Raw genomic sequence first — 16,577 nt, forward strand, 5'->3', positions numbered from 1 at the left:
ATATGAGTGAAAGAACGAAACCGGGTATCGTGAAGGAGGCAGTGTGATATGGCTGTTCCGGCAGGGCCCTTAACATTGATGTCACAAATTTACAGGAAAGTACTTCCTGACGTTCACCGGGAGCTGGAACGATGGAAAAAGAAAGCAGATCAGATTCCTGATCCGGAATTGCGAAGACAGGCGCACGCAAGTATGGAGACGAAGGCTTTTCACTGCGAAGGGGGAGCCATTTACAGTCTGCTTGCAGGAGACAAAAGGAGAGAAATCATCTCTTTCATTGTTGCCTATCAGACCATCAGCGACTATCTGGATAACCTTTGTGATCGAAGTACATCACTTGATCCCGAGGATTTTCGCTGCCTGCACCAATCCATGCTGGACGCGCTGACACCAGGTGCCGTTCATTCGGACTACTATCGCTTTCGTGGTTCCTGTTCGGACGGAAGGTATCTGAGCGAACTCGTCGCAACGTGCCAGCATATCCTGCGCAGGATGGACGCGTGGAAAACCATCCATCCCAGTCTTCTCGAACTGGCCGGTTTTTACTGCGACCTTCAGGTGCATAAACATGTTGAAAAGGATCAGCGTGTTCCCCGGTTAATTGCATGGTTTAAAAAATACAGGGACAGACTTCCGGAAATGAGCTGGTATGAGTTTGCCGCGTGTTCAGGTTCGACTCTCGGTATTTTTTGTATCGTCTCCTACGCAGCCGCACGTGGAGATGAAATGCGTACGCTTACCGGGACAATCAGAAACAGTTATTTTCCCTGGGTACAGGGTCTGCACATCCTCATGGACTACTTCGTCGATCAGGAGGAAGACAGAAGAGAAGGTGATCTCAACTTCTGCAATTATTACGGCAGCGAGGAAGAGATGATGAAACGATTCAATTATTTTATCGAAGAAGCTGATGATGCGATTGATAACATGCCGGACCGACGATTTCATAAAATGATCAATCGCGGACTGCTTGGCATCTATCTTGCTGATAAAAAAGTAGCCAGGCAGAAGAACGTACGTATTCTTGCACGAAAGCTGATCCGAAGAGCAGGAGGAAGCGGGATGTTCTTCTTTATAAATGGCTGGGTTTATCGCAGACTGAGGCAGAGTATCTGACATAACAGAAAAAACGAGGCGAATTTCTGCCTCGTTTTTCTTTGTGCTATTAAGAAAATTTAAAATTCGGGTGCAAAGGGCAACCAGGCTTTGCCGAAGCCGGATTTTTCTTCACCGGGATGCCGCGTTCCGGGAGGACGAATAAAATTTTCCCTGCCAGCTGTCCCGGCGTTCTAATTCATCGTCAATGGCATCCAGAACCTCCCATTTGTTCAGACTCCACATCGGACCGATCAACAGGTTTGCGGGTCCGTCCCCGGTCAGCCGGTGAATGACCATCTGCGGAGGCAGGATTTCCAGCTGATCACAGACAAGATTGACATAGGTATGAAAATCAAGGAATTGGAGCATGCCTTTTTCATACTGTTTCACCATAGCTGTTTTTTTCAGCAGATGAAGCAGGTGGATTTTTATACCCTGGACATCCAGATGCGCAACAGAACGGGCTGTTTCCATCATCATCTGCGGGGTTTCCCGTGGTAATCCGTCAATGATGTGCACACAGATGCGAATCCCTCTGTTCCTGAGTTTGTTGACGCCTTCAACAAAACAGGCATAGTCATGAGCGCGATTGATCAGTTTTCCGGTTTCATCATGAACAGTCTGCAGACCAAGCTCTATCCAGAGATAAGTACGCTGATTCAGGTCTGCAAGGTAGTCAACCACATCATCCGGCAGACAGTCCGGACGAGTCGCAATGGAGAGGCCTGCGACACCTTCCTGTTCGAGTATGACTTCAAATCGCTCGCGCAGCACATCAACCGGTGCATATGTATTGGTAAAGGCCTGAAAAAAGCCAATATATTTTCTGGCATGCGGCCATTTTTTCAGCATTCTCTTCTTTACTGTCTGAAACTGAGTGGCAAGATCATCCCGCCGGTCTCCCGCAAAATCTCCGGATCCTTTCTGACTGCAAAATGTACAGCCACCGTAAGCGACTTTTCCGTCCCGGTTCGGGCAGTCAAAACCGCCATCCAGCGGCACCTTAAACACCTTTTCACCAAACCTCTGTCTGAGGTAAGTATTCCATGAAAAGTAGCGCTTGTCCGAGCCAAAAAAATCCGGACACCTGTTTTCAGACATTTATCTGATCCTCCTTGTCTTCTTAACGTGCATTCTAACAAAGTTTATAACATACGTGAAGTGGAGGTATAAAAACAGGAACAAAAGGGGAAAATTTTTGTAACTTTCAATTTGCATATTGACAGACTAAAATGGATTACATAGAATGAAAGACACAAGCTGAATCAGTGGAAAGCGATGAAAGGGAACAGTAGATGCCGATCTGATTACAGAGAGCCGGCGGATGGTGCAAGCCGGTACAGAAAAGCAGCGAACTCGCCCCGGAGCAGCAGATTTTCCTGATCATGTTTTTAGATGGAGGGTTTTGCCGTACACCCGCGTTAAGGGAATAAGCGAGTATCAGTCTGATTCTGCAGGCTGCATACTAATGTGGGTGGTACCGCGGGAATAACATTGTGATCAACCTCTCGTCCCTGACAACAAGTTAAGGGCGGGGGGTTTTTATATTGTTACATGATGAAAGAAGGAGGGTTGCGCCATGGGGCTGACTTTTGATCATAGAAAAATTGAAGCGAAATGGCAGAAATACTGGGATGATCACCATACGTTTAGAACAAATGAGGATTCGGGTAAACCGAAATATTACGTGCTTGATATGTTTCCTTATCCGTCCGGGAAGGGACTTCACGTCGGACATCCTGAAGGATATACGGCCACGGACATACTTGCGCGGATGAAACGGATGCAGGGATTTGAAGTCCTTCATCCGATGGGATGGGACGCCTTTGGACTGCCGGCTGAACAGTACGCGCTCGATACCGGCCACGACCCTGCTGAATTTACCAAACAGAATATCCAAACGTTTAAAAGGCAGATTAAATCACTGGGCTTTTCTTATGACTGGGATCGGGAAATTAATACGACTGACCCGGAATACTATAAATGGACACAGTGGATTTTTCTTCAGCTTTATAAGAAAGGGCTCGCTTACGAGGCAGAAGTGCCGGTCAACTGGTGCCCGGCTCTGGGAACCGTTCTGGCTAATGAGGAAGTGATTGACGGAAAAAGTGAGCGCGGCGGTTTCCCCGTTATCCGGAAGCCGATGAAACAGTGGATGCTCCGGATCACTGCCTATGCCGACAGGCTGCTCAAGGATCTGGATGATCTGGACTGGCCGGACAGCATTAAAGAGATGCAGCGGAACTGGATCGGACGCTCGGAAGGAGCCGAAGTTGTATTCCAGGTGGACGGACATCCGGATGAAAAGGTGACTGTCTTTACAACGCGTCCTGATACGCTGTTCGGTGCAACCTACATGGTTCTTGCACCAGAGCACAAACTGGTTGACAAGATCGTCACACCGGAACAAAAAGAAGCAGTTGACAGCTATCGCAGGAAGGTTGCAGTTAAGAGTGATCTTGAGCGTACAGATCTCAACAAAACAAAAACCGGTACGTTTACCGGGGCGTATGCCATCAATCCGGTTAACGGACGGAAAGTGCCGATCTGGATTGCTGATTATGTCCTGATCACCTATGGCACCGGTGCAATCATGGCGGTACCCGGACATGATGATCGTGATTATGAATTTGCAAAGAAATTCGGACTGCCCATTATTGAGGTCGTTTCCGGCGGTGATCTGTCAAAAGAAGCCTACACCGGGGAAGGTAAACATGTAAATTCCGGCTTCCTGGATGGATTAGGAAAGCAGGATGCCATCACGAAAATGATTGCGTGGCTGGAAGAACACAAGGCCGGTAAACGGAAAATTACCTACAGGTTACGCGACTGGCTGTTCAGCAGGCAGCGTTACTGGGGGGAGCCGATCCCCGTCATTCATATGGAAGATGGGACCACAAAACCAGTTCCGGAAGATGAACTGCCGCTGCGCCTGCCGAAGACAAAGAATATTAAGCCTTCCGGTACAGGTGAATCTCCGCTTGCCAACGATACGGACTGGATTAACGTAGTGGACCCAAAGACCGGAATGAAGGGCAGACGGGAAACCAATACGATGCCGCAATGGGCAGGAAGCAGCTGGTATTTTCTCCGGTATGTCGATCCGCATAATAAAAAGCAGCTGGCCAACCCGGAAAAACTGAAACACTGGATGCCTGTCGATCTTTATGTCGGCGGTGCCGAACATGCTGTTCTGCATTTGCTGTATGCCCGTTTCTGGCACAAGGTGCTTTATGATCTTGGCATCGTGCCGACCAAAGAGCCTTTTCAGAAACTGGTGAATCAGGGAATGATTCTCGGCGGCAATCATGAGAAGATGAGTAAATCCAAGGGCAATGTGGTGAATCCGGATGACATCGTTGCTTCACATGGTGCCGATACACTTCGTCTCTACGAAATGTTCATGGGCCCTATTGATGCGGCAGTGGCCTGGTCTGAAAAAGGCATAGACGGATCACGCAGATTTCTTGATCGTGTCTGGAGACTGTTTGTTTCAGCTGATGGAAAAATCTCCGACGGGGTTTCAGACAGTTTCACCGCGGATGCTGAATTTGAGAAGGTCTATCATCAGACCGTAAAAAAAGTGACGGAAGACTTTGAGATCATGCATTATAATACCGGTATTGCCCAGCTGATGACCTTCATTAATGAAGCATACAAACAGGAGAAGATACCAAAGTCGATGGCGGAAGGCTTTATTCAGCTGCTGTCGCCGGTCGCTCCGCACATCAGTGAGGAAATCTGGTCGCTGCTCGGTCATCAGGAGTCTATTGAAAAATCTGCCTGGCCGACTTATGATGAATCGAAACTCTCTGAAAAGAGGATTGAAATTGTCGTCCAGGTAAACGGTAAAATCCGTTCAAGGCTGATGATTGATAAAGGAGCAAAGAAGGAAACGCTTGAAAAAGCAGCGCTGAATGACCAGCGTGTCGCTGAAAATCTTGAAGGCAAAACCGTGAAAAAAGTGATTGCCGTCCCGGATAAGTTGGTGAATATTGTTGCCAGGTGATCGGGAGGTCATTCATCTGGTCGAAATACGAAGCGCAGGTCCGAATGGACGGCGCCGAAGACTTGAGCGTGGTGATGAGATAAAGGTGATTGATGTCCGAAGATGAGGAAGTCGCAGCGGGGAAAATACCGCAGGCGGTGCATGTTCGAATTTTTCGATCTTCCTTTATATATCGATAAGATGGACCGTTTTGCAGGATATGTGAGGGCCTGTCGTGCCGGGCGTCGCAGCACTCCTGCTGCTGAATTTCTTCAGGAACAGGGGGGTTCAAGGGTTCAACGTCATGAATGGGACAGGCGGAATGTTTGAGTGGTGCGGAAGCCATGGCCCGACATCAGCAGATTTTTACCAGAGCTTTATGGAATCCTTTTTCCGTAAAGCTTTGTTTTTTGACAAATACAAAAAGTTGCCATATGGCAAAACTTAATCACGGCATCAGTTGTGGTAAAATAGAAAAAGTTGCGGACATTTGTCCGATAAAAGTACTGCTTAGGAGCGTTTCCGCATGGCTACGTCCAAGATGATCAGAGGGACGATGATTCTTACTGTCGCCACCTTTTTTTCTCGTTTTCTCGGGATCCTGTTTGTCATTCCTTATTATTGGCTGACTGGAGAAGAAGGATCTTTTCTTTATCAATATGCATATACACCGTACGCGATCATGCTGAGTATTTCAACGATGGGGCTTCCACTGGCCGTCTCGAAATTTGTGTCAAAATATAATGCGCTCGGAGACTATGAAGCAGGGAGAAGACTGCTCAAGTCCGGCATTTTCATCATGCTGGGAACCGGTCTGATCGGATTTCTGCTCATGTTTTTCGGAGCGCCGAAAATAGCTGATCTCTTTGATATTCCATCGAGCTACTTCGACTCTGTTGTGCTGGTTATCCGTGTGGTCAGTATTGCCATTCTGATTGTTCCGATGATGAGTCTTCTACGCGGTTACTTTCAGGGCTTTCAGTCGATGGGACCAACTGCGGTGTCACAGGTTGTCGAACAGATTGTCCGTGTCGCTTTTATCCTGATTGGCGCGTTTGTTGTTGTTAAGGTCTTCGGAGGATCTGTTGTTATCGCGGCGGCGCTCGCAACTTTTGCCGCGTTTGTCGGTGCGGTAGCGGGTCTTTATGTCATGATGCATTACTGGGTGTCCAGAAGAAATAAGATCAGCCGGATGAATCAGGGCCCATCTTCGCGACGCAGGCTGTCCCTCTTTTCGATGTACAAGGAACTGATTACTTATGCCATTCCATTTGTGGCGGTCGGCATTGCCATGCAGCTGTATCAGCTGATTGATCAGTCCATGGCTTTCCATTATTTACATTACAGCCGTGAAGTCACTCGCGCCGTAATTGCCGATCTGACGATGAATGATCAGAAGCTTGTCATGATCCCCGTCACCCTGGCGACCTCTCTGGCCGTCAGCGCGGTCCCGGCAATTGTTGCCTCTTACGCCAGAGGGAAGATGAAAGATGTTCGTGAGAAAATCACTCAGGCCCTTCAGCTCGTTCTGTTTCTGACGGTTCCCGCCGCCTTTGGCCTGTCCGTTCTCGGAAATATGGTCCATGTCGTGCTTTATTATAATCCCGGCCAGGTCGAACTGATGCAGATTGGTGGTAAAATTCTCACCTGGTATGCACCAACGGCCATTTTATTCGCTCTGTTTCAGGTTCTGGCTTCAATTGTTCAGGGGATTAACCGGCAAAAGGTGACACTGATTGCTCTTGGAGCCGGTGTGGTCGTCAAAATACTTCTGAATCCGGTATGTATGAAATTTTTTGGCATGATCGGTCCGGTCATCGCCACGAACGCAGGCTATGCGCTTTCCATTATGATCATTGCTGCTGCTGTTCGAAAAGCTACAGCGTATACTTTCTCGCTGATTGCTCAGCAGGTCATTCATATCGTTGTCTACACGACGATTATGATTCTGTTGATCCGGCTGATCTTCTTCTTTTTCGGAGGATCATTTACAGCAAGCAGATTTATGGCATTTCTTATTCTCATCATAAGCGTTCTTGCGGGTGCTGCAGTCTATCTGCTTCTCGCCAGATATACCGGTTTACTGAGAAAAGTATTGGGAAAATCACACAAAGCAGGATCACAATCAAGACACAGTAAAGGATAAAACGGACAGAAATCGTTCTCTGTCCGTTTTATCCCGCATGAACGGGCAGTAACCCCCCCACCTCAGGGCCATGAGGGGAAACGGAGATGTCCGGGTGGGAGATAAACTGCCCGCAGCAGCCTGATGACACAATCAGTGGAGGATAAAGATTCCCCCACTGATTGAAATTTTAATTTTTTTGAGCCAGACTTCCTTATGGTCGACCCGGACCACTGATTGGCGGCACGGGGACACCCAGTCGTCGTTCAATAATCCGCAGCCTGCGATCCAGACTGTTCAGTTCCCGGTTAAAGCGTTCCTGCTGTCTCTGGATTCGGTTGATTTCACGTTCCGTATGTTCCTGCCGTTGTTCGAGCTGGCGTAATCTTCTTTCAAAGGGACCTTCTCCCGGCCCCGGCGGCTGCCTGTCATAAATGCTGCCCGGTCTGCCGGTCCAGGTATCAGCGAGGTCAGGAAAGGCTGATGCTGTGCTGCTTTCCATGCCTGCAGGATCTGGCTCCTGATACGGAAACATCCCATTGCTGTCTTGTGCAGGATGTGATGGATAGGGGAAAAACGGATATTCTGCCTGACTGAATTCATTTTTTGATGGAAACATCGATACCATCCTCCCTGTCAGCGGTTATTTGTACTTGACGTTACATTAGTCTATGACAGGGCAGGGCGTTTGGCGATAACAGTTGAAATTCCTGATCCTGTAAAAAGGCAAATAAAAAGAGCTGTGATATACAGCTCACCAGATTATGAAACTTTAACTTTTTTTTCAGTGACCATCCATTGCCCTCTGCGCGGGCTTCTGACTAAATTGTTATACGTCAGAATATTTAAATCTCTCTGCATTGTTCGTTGTGTCATGTCAAATTCTTCAACCAGTTCTTTCGTTGTGACAACACCTTGTCTGCGAATGTAAAGATATACAGACTTTACGCGGTTCAGCATACGATCAGTTGAAGGACTCAAATCACCACTCCCTAAATTTATTGTCAATAGAAGAATATGGCTTCCATTGAATCGAATATGCAAGGTGCGGGAAAATACAGAAGATTCAGCATGCAGGAAGTCACTCTCCAAGACTCCTGATTTCATTTTTAATATAACTCTTTTTCAGAAAATGTCAAACCTTTTATTTTTTTTACGACGGTGACCTTGATTTCAGCCGGCGAAGCTGGACTTCTGGTGGCTGAGCCCACGTTGTGCTTGATCATCCATAGCACAGGATCATTTTTTTCGTGTGAATGGAAAAACTGCCTTTCTCCGGGTGTGAAGGGTAGTTTTTATGTTGAAGGAATATACAGTTTTACCGGGGAAAGATGTCTCCTGAAAGGTAACGTTCCCCTGTATCGTTGATCATACAAACAATGACATCGCCCGGAGTAAAGCGTCTGGCCACCTGAAGAGCAACAAAAACAGAAGCCCCTGATGACGGACCGCACAAGATGCCTTCCTCAGTTGCCAGACGACGGGTAATCTCATAAGCATCGTGGTCACTGACCTTGATAATTTCGTCAACTAATGAAAGATCAAGTGTCTCCGGTATAAAACCCGGACTCGTTCCGACAATCTTGTGTCTGCCGGGTTTTCCACCACTCAGGACAGGCGATCCGGATGGTTCACAGATATGGATGGTCAACTCCGGAAAGGCTTTTTTTAAGGCTTTTCCGGTGCCTGTAATGGTTCCACCGGTGCCTGCTGCCCCAACAAATGCCCGCAAAGGTTTGCCCAGTGTGTTCATATCCTCGATAATCTCCGGTGCGGTGGACAAAAGATGAGCCTGCGGATTTGCCGGATTTGAGAACTGCATCGGCATGAAACTGTCCGGTATGGTTCGATTCAGTTCTTCTGCTTTCCGGATGGCTCCGGGCATTTTGTCACGCCCGGGTGTCAGGACGACTTTCGCACCGAAAGCTTTAAGGAGGTTCTTGCGCTCTCTGGTCATCGTATCCGGCATCACGATCATGGCTTTATAGCCCCGGGCAACAGCATTCATCGCCAGACCGATGCCCATATTTCCTGATGTAGGTTCAATAATTGTCGCGCCTTTCTTCAATTTTCCCTCTTGTTCAGCGGCCAGAATCATATGCCGTGCAGCGCGGTCTTTGACACTTTTGGTTGGATTGAAATATTCAAGTTTTGCATAAATGGATGCGCCATTCGGGTCAGGCAGTCGGTTCAGACGTACCATCGGTGTATGGCCAACCAGCTCATCAATGGATTTAACTACTTTCAACGTGTACGACATCTCACTTTCTCGGACTTAACATGCCCCGGTTATGTATCAGAACAGTGATCCATCAACATCATGCGAAGGTCCTGCTTCCTCATTTTATCATAATCTCAGTGAGCATACTCGCCACTTCAGTGGTGGGATGAATCACTGAGCCTGGACTTTATTTTGATTGACCATGGGGAACATTTGTTCTATAATAAACGGAAGAATCTTTTAAAAAGCTTAGAAAGGAGGTCTCTTTCATGCAAAGTAAAAAGAAAAAAACGAAAAGCAAAAAAACAGTAACAAAAAACGTCTTTCTTTACGGTCACCCGACAAAGGTGAAACAAGACCTTTTACAAACCACGCAAAAAGCGTATGTTCATCAAATCAACCACTTCATCAACGTTTTGATGGCTGATCTGCCCAAGTATCTCCTTATTCTTTTAATCAATGATAAAAAGAATGCGAAGATTGGACAGCTTGAAAAAGAACATCGCACGTCTTTAGGCTCAGCCTATGGGCAAAATGCGGTGCGACACGCCATTACTGAACTGCACAATCATTTGATCCGGCAAAAGAATAAACTCTATGGCTGGATGCAAAGTCATGAGCCGGATCTTTTGCCTTATGCCTGTTTCATTTCATTACTGCATGCATCTGTCCTTGACGAAGATGAGCTCACTATTCTCAAAACCCTCATTCAAAGAGAGCAGGGCAAAGGCAAGCCAGACGCGGAGAAACTCGCTGCTTATACGGACTTTTTCAATGAACTTTCTACTGTAACCAGCGAGCAGCGGGCAGAGAATCGGGCCATCGTGCATGCTCTATATCTTGAACGCTTAGAAAACACGCGCCTGCCTTTTGTGAAAAAAGCACCGCTGCAGCTGGATGCACGGCTTGCCACCTTAGAAGAGGCGAAAAATATCAGATCGTCTTATGTCTTATCTGTTAAACTTACAGGAAGTAAACATCGCGTACTTTTCCCAGTCAACACGAGTCGAAACGGGAGGCGTCGCCTCGCTCAATATAAAACAGGTGGCATGACAGTTAGCTGGGAGCAGGGAAAAATCCGTGTCGGCGTCCCCATAAAAAAGAACATCACGAAGCAAAAATGGACAGAAAAAGTGGGTGCGGATGCCGGGATTAACGATTTGTTTCATTCCAGCATCGGCCACGCCTATGGCAGCTTTTCCGGGAGGGTCAAACAGTTCGAAGAACTTTTGGAAACCAGGACCGGGCATCGGTCATCCCTGCGCAACGTGATGAAACGCTATCAAAAAGAGCTCAAAAAGACCGATGACTTGTGGCAACAATCCTTCCTGCGTACCAAAATTGCACACATAGCGAAAACCTTAAATGGCAGGAAGTCGCTTCAAAAAGTTCAGCGTCGTTACAGACACCAGAGAGATTTAGCAATGCACGAGGCGGTGAATCAGCTTTTTGAAGAGGTCAGGCAAGACCATCTCGTTTTGGTTCTTGAAGATCTGGAGCTCACAAACTTTGACCGAGGCAAAAAAGCTAATAAAAGAAACAGTTCCTGGATCCGAGGTCAGTTGTTTCAGAAGATCACTGAACGTCTCAACTGGTACGGCATGCCTTATGTCACGGTGGATCCGGCTTATACCTCACAGATGTGCCATGCCTGCGGTCATCTGGATAAAACGAGTCGAAGCGGCAAATCGTTTGTCTGTACCGTGTGCGGACACAGCGATGATGCCGATCATAACGCAGCCTTGAACATTAAAGACCGTGCGGATGACGCTGAGATTAAAGAGATCGCAGAAAAGTATCCATACAACACAAAGAAGCGTCATCAAGCTATAAAAGAACACATTGAAGAACGTTACCGCAGTCAGCATCCTCAAGTCGCTCCGGCGGTCTAAAGGTGTTGGCCATAGGAACCTCTAACCTCGCTGTTTAAGTGAGGGACAAGCTTCGAGTTGATGATCTCTCAAATGAGAGATCCGCTCGCCGAAGGTGCTTTCCATCCTGATCGGAGACGCCTGTTCCGTAAAAAGGAACTTGGTTTTTGAGTAAGGAAAAGAAGCCTGCCACTTTAGTGGTGGGAGGTTCACAGTCGGTTTTCCTAATCTTGCGATATAATAGAGGAAGAAGTGCTTCGGGTGTCATCCCGAAGAGTTTTTAAAGGTGGCATCAAGATGGCACAGCTGATAAAAATCGGGCAATGTGTATCGCGTTACCAGATTCATCTTATGCGGTATGCTCATCGGTTCATCCTGCTAAAAAAGCGGCGACAGGAACAATGGATGCATCGTGAAAACAGGGAACAGCCATCCGGGTCTGCCCGGAAACATGAGAAGGACCTGTTTGAGGAATGGATCTATGACATGCAGACTGAATGGGCGACGCGGACGGCAGTAGAGCAGTCCCGGTTCCCTGAAGCATGGGCCAGTCAGTCCTGGGTTAAACGTCTTTTAACAGAAGTGAATGATCTTTCATTCTTTATGTTTCGACCGGTACTGAAGGCAGGCGAAGCGACCATACAGCTGGATTCGCTCCTTTTGACAGCAGACGCCGTGTGGTGTCTCACGGCTCTCGAAGGCGAGAGGGGCAGTGTGTTTCAGGGGATTTCCAGACGAAAGTGGCGGGAAATCCGGTCTGATGATGTCCGTGAACTGCTGAATCCGCTGATTGCACTGAAACGGACGCGGAGGATTGTTTCCGGATATCTGGGAAAGTTCGGACTTAGTGTGCCGGTTCTGGCTGCAGTGTATGTACCGAACGGTTTTATTGAATTTGTTCAGGAAGAATCAGGGTTAAGTCTCGTGGATTTAAGGAACGAATCAGCGTGGCTGCGCCTGATTTCCAGACACTCGATGATGATGAAGCGGGATCAGATTGCTGCAACGGAGGCCCTGCTTTCCGGCTGTGTAACGGTCGCTTCCGACCGCTGGCGAGATTGAACCGGCATGATTGTTCAATCTACCGGAAAGTGGTATATTCTAAAACATAGTCTTTTTAGAACGAAGCCTCGTTATTTTTGTAAAAAGGTGGCACTTTTGATGAAGTTTTTTGACAGCGATGATTGGGTGCTCTCATCCGCCGGAGGGTTAACCGGGGAAGCCTACATGGCCATGTCCGGGGATCACAAATTGTTTATCAAACGGAACACATCGCCATTTCTGGCCGTTCTGTCAGCTGAAGGGATTGTTCCCAAACTGCTGTGGGCGCGCCGTACAGGGAGTGGTGATGTTCTGACTGCCCAGAAGTGGATGAACGGAAGGGTGCTCAAACCGGAGGAAATGGGATCGAAGAAAGTCGCCGCACTCTTAAAAAAAATTCATACTTCCGACCCGCTGTTATTTATGTTAAAGCGTCTCGGCAAGAAGCCTGTCACGACTTCAGTCATATTTGACCGGCTGGTTCATCGCGCCTCAGGGCGAAAGAATTCACCCGCGCTGAACTGCGCGCTTGACTTTCTGCGGAAAACGAGCGGAAGAGCCGAGTACTATGAGAAAAAAGTATGCCATTCCGATATCAATCATAACAACTGGCTGATTAATGAAGGAGAGAAAAAGCTTTACCTGGTCGATTGGGATCAGGCTGTGATAGCGGACCCGGCAATGGATCTGGCCATGCTTTTATACTGGTACATTTCTGAAGATAAGTGGCTCGACTGGCTGAAAATGTATGGCTGGGAAATGAATAATTCTTTACATCTCCGCCTGATCTGGCATATGATTGCATCAACCATTCGTTTCATGTTCTGGCATCAGGAGCACGGCGATGCCAGAAAGTTCATCCTGTTTGAAAAAGATTTACTGTGGCTGAATGATTATGCCGCGCGGTTCTGCAACTGAATATCATCTATATTTTAGCACCAGAACGTGGTATGATATCTCAGGCCGGTTACGCCGTGCACGTTTTCTTCACTGATTTGATTATAAGGAGAATTTTAAATGAGGGTGCGCCATAAACCCTGGGCAAGGGAAAAACTCGACCGCCATACAGAAATAGTTATTCAATCACCAAAGTATTATTACGGAGAATGGTACGAAGCATTTAACCGCGAAGCCCCTCTTTGCGTGGAAATAGGTACGGGGAAGGGCAGATTTATTACCGGAATGGCTGAAAAGTATCCGGAAAAAAATTTTGTCGGTATTGAACTCCATGAGAGTATTATTGTGACGGCTCTTGAACGATGCCTGGAAAATAAATTAAGAAATGTCCGCCTGGTGAATGCAGATGCCCGTGGTCTGACTGAGTTCTTTGCCGAAGATGAAGTGGACGATATCTATTTGAATTTTTGTGATCCCTGGCCGAAAAAGCGCCACGAGAAACGAAGGCTTACTTATTCGTCTTTTCTCGCGCAGTATGAATATGTCCTGAAAAAACAGGGGATCATCCACTTTAAAACGGACAATCAGGGATTATTTGAATATTCTCTGGAAAGTTTTTCAAAGTACGGTTTTGTTCTGCAGAATATCAGTCTTGATCTGCATCACTCCGGTGACAGAGACAATATCATGACAGAATTCGAAGAGAAGTTTTCGTCAAAGGGCCAGCCGATTTACCGTTGTGAGGCCATATCCGGTTATTAAAGCGGCAGCGGAGACGCTACTCCTGCAGTTTCAGCTTCAGAAGGGAGCCGGTGCAGGCATCGGCAATAAAGTCATAATGTTTCACGGCATGCCCGTCCTTAACAGTTAGTCCGCCCTGATACACGTTACTTGTCAGGGCGTCTTTTGTCTGTGTGAGCGGCGTAAGGCCTATCCATGCCCCGTTAATGGGCAGCTCTTTCTTCACTTTATTTTTCACGTAGCCCATGACCTTCTCGGGACTGAGCAGATGATTTGTGTACCGCTGCATCTTTCCTGCCGCTATACCCGCAGCAAATCCTGCAGTTGCTGCAATCAGGATGGAAATACCTGTTTTCATGTTCATGCTGATGCCAACTTTCTGTTTTTTCTATAGTATAAAGGGAAAAAGAAAATAAACCAAATTTCTCCTCGGACGACTTATCAGCGGGGATATGATATGAATAAAGGACGGTTGTCTTATGATTATCGGGATCGGAACAAAGAATCCGGCAAAAATCAAAGCTCTGACAGAATTGCTTGATCAACTCGGACGAAAGGATGATGTGAAAAGTTTTGATGTGCCTTCCGGTGTATCCGCCATGCCCATGTCGGATTCTGAGACCCGGCAGGGAGCAATCAATCGGGCGCGTGCCGTCATCCGTTCGGACCGCTCGGTGACGATCGGCATCGGTCTTGAAGGGGGCGTGTCCGACCTTGACGGCGAGATGTTTCTCTGTAACTGGGGCGCCGCAGCAGACCGAAACGGACAGGTCATCACGGCCGGCGGTGCCCGGATCCTGCTACCGGACCAGCTGGCGGACGGCGTTCGCTCAGGGCATGAACTCGGTCAGGTCGCAGAAAGATATACCGGAGAGAAGAATGTCAGTCAGCATGGCGGAACCATCGGATTTCTGACTGAGGGAATGGTGTCAAGAACGGAAATGTTCCAACATGTTCTGAAACTGATTGACGGGCTTTATCAACATATCAACAGGAAGAACCATTCGCCAGCCGGCCAGTCGCAGACGGAAGAGGATTAGTTTCTCTGATCGCTTTTTCCGCAATCTGTTTTCTTAAAGGACAGGATGAGGGCCGGCCCATGTCAGGCTATGGTAAAATGATTTTGATATCCTGAAAGGGAGGATCCTGTCACATGAATCTCGTGGAATTAAGAAAGGAATTGACAAAGCGCTTAGCCTCTGATGAACGGACTGTCCGCTTTGACAGACAGTCGGACAAACTCAGAATTGAAAATAAGGATGGCGGACGCGGCGTGACCGTTTCTCTGCCTGAACTTTTAAAGAAATATCAGGAGAAAGGTCCTGATATGATCCCTCTTTTCGTCTCTGAAATTGACAGAGGTCTTAAGGCCATGACCCGCCCGTTTGCGATCAAGGGGCATGTTGACAGGATCTTTCCTGTCATCCGTGCGGCATCCTTTCCGGTCACAACGAAAGACGGAAAAGAACTGCTGACGGAAAAGCACACGGCGGAAACCAGCATCTATTATGCTTTGGATATGGACGGCTCATACCGACTGATTGACAAGGATGCGCTGAGAAATGAAGGCATAGACAGCGAAACAATTGTCAGAGCAGCAAGTGCCAACCTGCAGTCACTTCCGACAGGTATGAAAAAAGACATGGTGAAACATAATGCCTTCTATTTTTTGAATTATAATGATGGCTATGATGCAAGCAGGATCCTGAACCAGCAGCTTCTAAAGCACATGAAGGCGAAGGCAAAGGGCGATCTGACTGTTGCCGTCCCTCATCAGGATGTCCTGATCTTTGGCGATATCGTCAATCCGGAGGGATATGATATTCTCGCACAGATGGTGATGAAATTCTATTCAGAGGGCAGAGTGCCGATTACGATTCTCCCGTTCATTTTTGAAAACGGGGCACTTGAACCCATCTTCATCATGGCAAACAGACGACCGAATTGAATGTTGGAAGGAGAAAAATAAATGATTGTCTACTACAGTAAAGAGGGCATCGGTGATGTCCTGATGATTTATCTGAAAGAAGGGGAGTCCGAAACGTTTGAAAGGAAGGGTGATGTAGCCAGAATTTTTGATAAGAAATCAGGCGAAGCGATCGGCTTTAATTTCTTTCATGCATCGGAGGATCTGCCCAGTCTGAATACCGGTGAAGTCAGGCAGGATGAGGAACTGATCCGCACCCTGAACCACAAACTGGCCAGGTCAGGTTTTTCGGACCGGCTGACAGCAGACAGAACCCCTTCGATTGTCACAGCCTATGTGGAAAAGTGTGAGAAACACCCGGATTCGGATCATATGCACGTCTGCCTGGTCGATGTCGGCGACAGAGAACTTCAGATCGTCTGCGGTGCTCCGAACATTAAGCAAGGTCAGAAGGTGGTTGTAGCCAGGCCGGGCGCTCTGATGCCGGGTGGACTGATCATACGTCCGACGGTATTAAGAGGGGTTGCTTCTGATGGCATGATCTGTTCAGCACGTGAACTGGCTTTGCCCCATGCCCCTCAGAAACGAGGCATACTGGTTCTGGATGATGCTGCAGCAGTGGGAGAAGATTTTCTGGCCGGAGTACATAAATAGAGAGCGTATGCGGA

The 16,577-nt window shown here is 47.6% G+C and carries 15 protein-coding genes and 1 other annotated feature; of the genes, 10 read left to right on the forward strand and 5 right to left on the reverse strand.

Annotated features, from left to right (window positions below; translation table 11 throughout):
• Positions 1-48: 48 nt before the first annotated feature.
• A complete protein-coding gene (locus EWH91_RS00715; RefSeq protein ID WP_129928066.1) occupies positions 49-1,116 on the forward strand; it encodes a tetraprenyl-beta-curcumene synthase family protein in 1,068 nt (355 codons plus the stop codon).
• Positions 1,117-1,227: 111 nt separating this feature from the next.
• Here the strand turns inward: EWH91_RS00715 and mnmL are convergent, their stop codons facing one another.
• Positions 1,228-2,199 carry a tRNA modification radical SAM protein MnmL/YtqA gene (mnmL, locus tag EWH91_RS00720; protein ID WP_129928067.1) on the reverse strand — a complete coding sequence of 324 codons (972 nt, stop codon included), beginning with the start codon at positions 2,197-2,199 and terminating at the stop codon, positions 1,228-1,230.
• Between the two features lie 168 nt (positions 2,200-2,367).
• Positions 2,368-2,617: a binding site (T-box leader), on the forward strand.
• A gap of 66 nt (positions 2,618-2,683) precedes the next feature.
• On the opposite strand from mnmL, the gene leuS reads away from it, so the two are divergent.
• Both leuS and EWH91_RS00730 read left to right on the forward strand, forming a co-directional pair.
• Entirely contained in the window at positions 2,684-5,107 is a 2,424-nt protein-coding gene (gene leuS / locus EWH91_RS00725; RefSeq protein WP_129928315.1) for a leucine--tRNA ligase, read from the forward strand.
• A gap of 505 nt (positions 5,108-5,612) precedes the next feature.
• Positions 5,613-7,232, forward strand: coding sequence for a putative polysaccharide biosynthesis protein (locus EWH91_RS00730; RefSeq protein WP_129928068.1), 1,620 nt, complete (start codon positions 5,613-5,615; stop codon positions 7,230-7,232).
• A 193-nt stretch (positions 7,233-7,425) separates the two neighbouring features.
• Here the strand turns inward: EWH91_RS00730 and EWH91_RS00735 are convergent, their stop codons facing one another.
• The 3 genes from EWH91_RS00735 to cysK all read right to left on the reverse strand — a co-directional run bounded on the left by EWH91_RS00735 (position 7,426) and on the right by cysK (position 9,459).
• Positions 7,426-7,830 carry a hypothetical protein gene (locus tag EWH91_RS00735; protein ID WP_129928069.1) on the reverse strand — a complete coding sequence of 135 codons (405 nt, stop codon included), beginning with the start codon at positions 7,828-7,830 and terminating at the stop codon, positions 7,426-7,428.
• A 143-nt stretch (positions 7,831-7,973) separates the two neighbouring features.
• On the reverse strand, positions 7,974-8,192 hold the full coding sequence (locus EWH91_RS00740) for a DeoR family transcriptional regulator (protein WP_206184235.1): 219 nt from the start codon (positions 8,190-8,192) through the stop codon (positions 7,974-7,976).
• A gap of 337 nt (positions 8,193-8,529) precedes the next feature.
• Positions 8,530-9,459, reverse strand: a complete 930-nt coding sequence (gene cysK / locus EWH91_RS00745) for a cysteine synthase A (RefSeq protein WP_206184236.1) — start codon at positions 9,457-9,459, stop codon at positions 8,530-8,532.
• A 242-nt stretch (positions 9,460-9,701) separates the two neighbouring features.
• On the opposite strand from cysK, the gene EWH91_RS00750 reads away from it, so the two are divergent.
• The 4 genes from EWH91_RS00750 (at position 9,702) to trmB (ending at position 14,003) form a co-directional block, all read left to right on the forward strand.
• Positions 9,702-11,324, forward strand: a complete 1,623-nt coding sequence (locus EWH91_RS00750; protein ID WP_129928071.1) for an RNA-guided endonuclease TnpB family protein — start codon at positions 9,702-9,704, stop codon at positions 11,322-11,324.
• Between the two features lie 276 nt (positions 11,325-11,600).
• Complete coding sequence (locus EWH91_RS00755) at positions 11,601-12,365, forward strand: nuclease-related domain-containing protein (RefSeq protein WP_129928072.1); 765 nt, start codon at positions 11,601-11,603, stop codon at positions 12,363-12,365.
• A gap of 99 nt (positions 12,366-12,464) precedes the next feature.
• Positions 12,465-13,262, forward strand: coding sequence for a phosphotransferase family protein (locus EWH91_RS00760; RefSeq protein WP_129928073.1), 798 nt, complete (start codon positions 12,465-12,467; stop codon positions 13,260-13,262).
• Positions 13,263-13,361: 99 nt separating this feature from the next.
• Positions 13,362-14,003 (forward strand): tRNA (guanosine(46)-N7)-methyltransferase TrmB, encoded by a 642-nt coding sequence (gene trmB, locus EWH91_RS00765; protein WP_129928074.1) that lies wholly within the window; start codon positions 13,362-13,364, stop codon positions 14,001-14,003.
• 16 nt (positions 14,004-14,019) lie between these two features.
• On the opposite strand, the gene EWH91_RS00770 is transcribed toward trmB, so the two are convergent.
• Positions 14,020-14,346 carry a hypothetical protein gene (locus EWH91_RS00770; protein WP_129928075.1) on the reverse strand — a complete coding sequence of 109 codons (327 nt, stop codon included), beginning with the start codon at positions 14,344-14,346 and terminating at the stop codon, positions 14,020-14,022.
• A gap of 115 nt (positions 14,347-14,461) precedes the next feature.
• Between EWH91_RS00770 and EWH91_RS00775 the strand changes: the two genes are divergently transcribed.
• The 3 genes from EWH91_RS00775 (at position 14,462) to ytpR (ending at position 16,563) form a co-directional block, all read left to right on the forward strand.
• Complete coding sequence (locus tag EWH91_RS00775) at positions 14,462-15,022, forward strand: DUF84 family protein (RefSeq protein ID WP_129928076.1); 561 nt, start codon at positions 14,462-14,464, stop codon at positions 15,020-15,022.
• Positions 15,023-15,135: 113 nt separating this feature from the next.
• On the forward strand, positions 15,136-15,930 hold the full coding sequence (locus tag EWH91_RS00780; RefSeq protein WP_129928077.1) for a DUF1444 family protein: 795 nt from the start codon (positions 15,136-15,138) through the stop codon (positions 15,928-15,930).
• Between the two features lie 21 nt (positions 15,931-15,951).
• On the forward strand, positions 15,952-16,563 hold the full coding sequence (gene ytpR / locus EWH91_RS00785; RefSeq protein WP_129928078.1) for a YtpR family tRNA-binding protein: 612 nt from the start codon (positions 15,952-15,954) through the stop codon (positions 16,561-16,563).
• Positions 16,564-16,577: the final 14 nt, after the last annotated feature.

The organism is Sporolactobacillus sp. THM19-2 (assembly GCF_004153195.1).
Lineage (GTDB): Bacteria > Bacillota > Bacilli > Bacillales > Sporolactobacillaceae > Sporolactobacillus.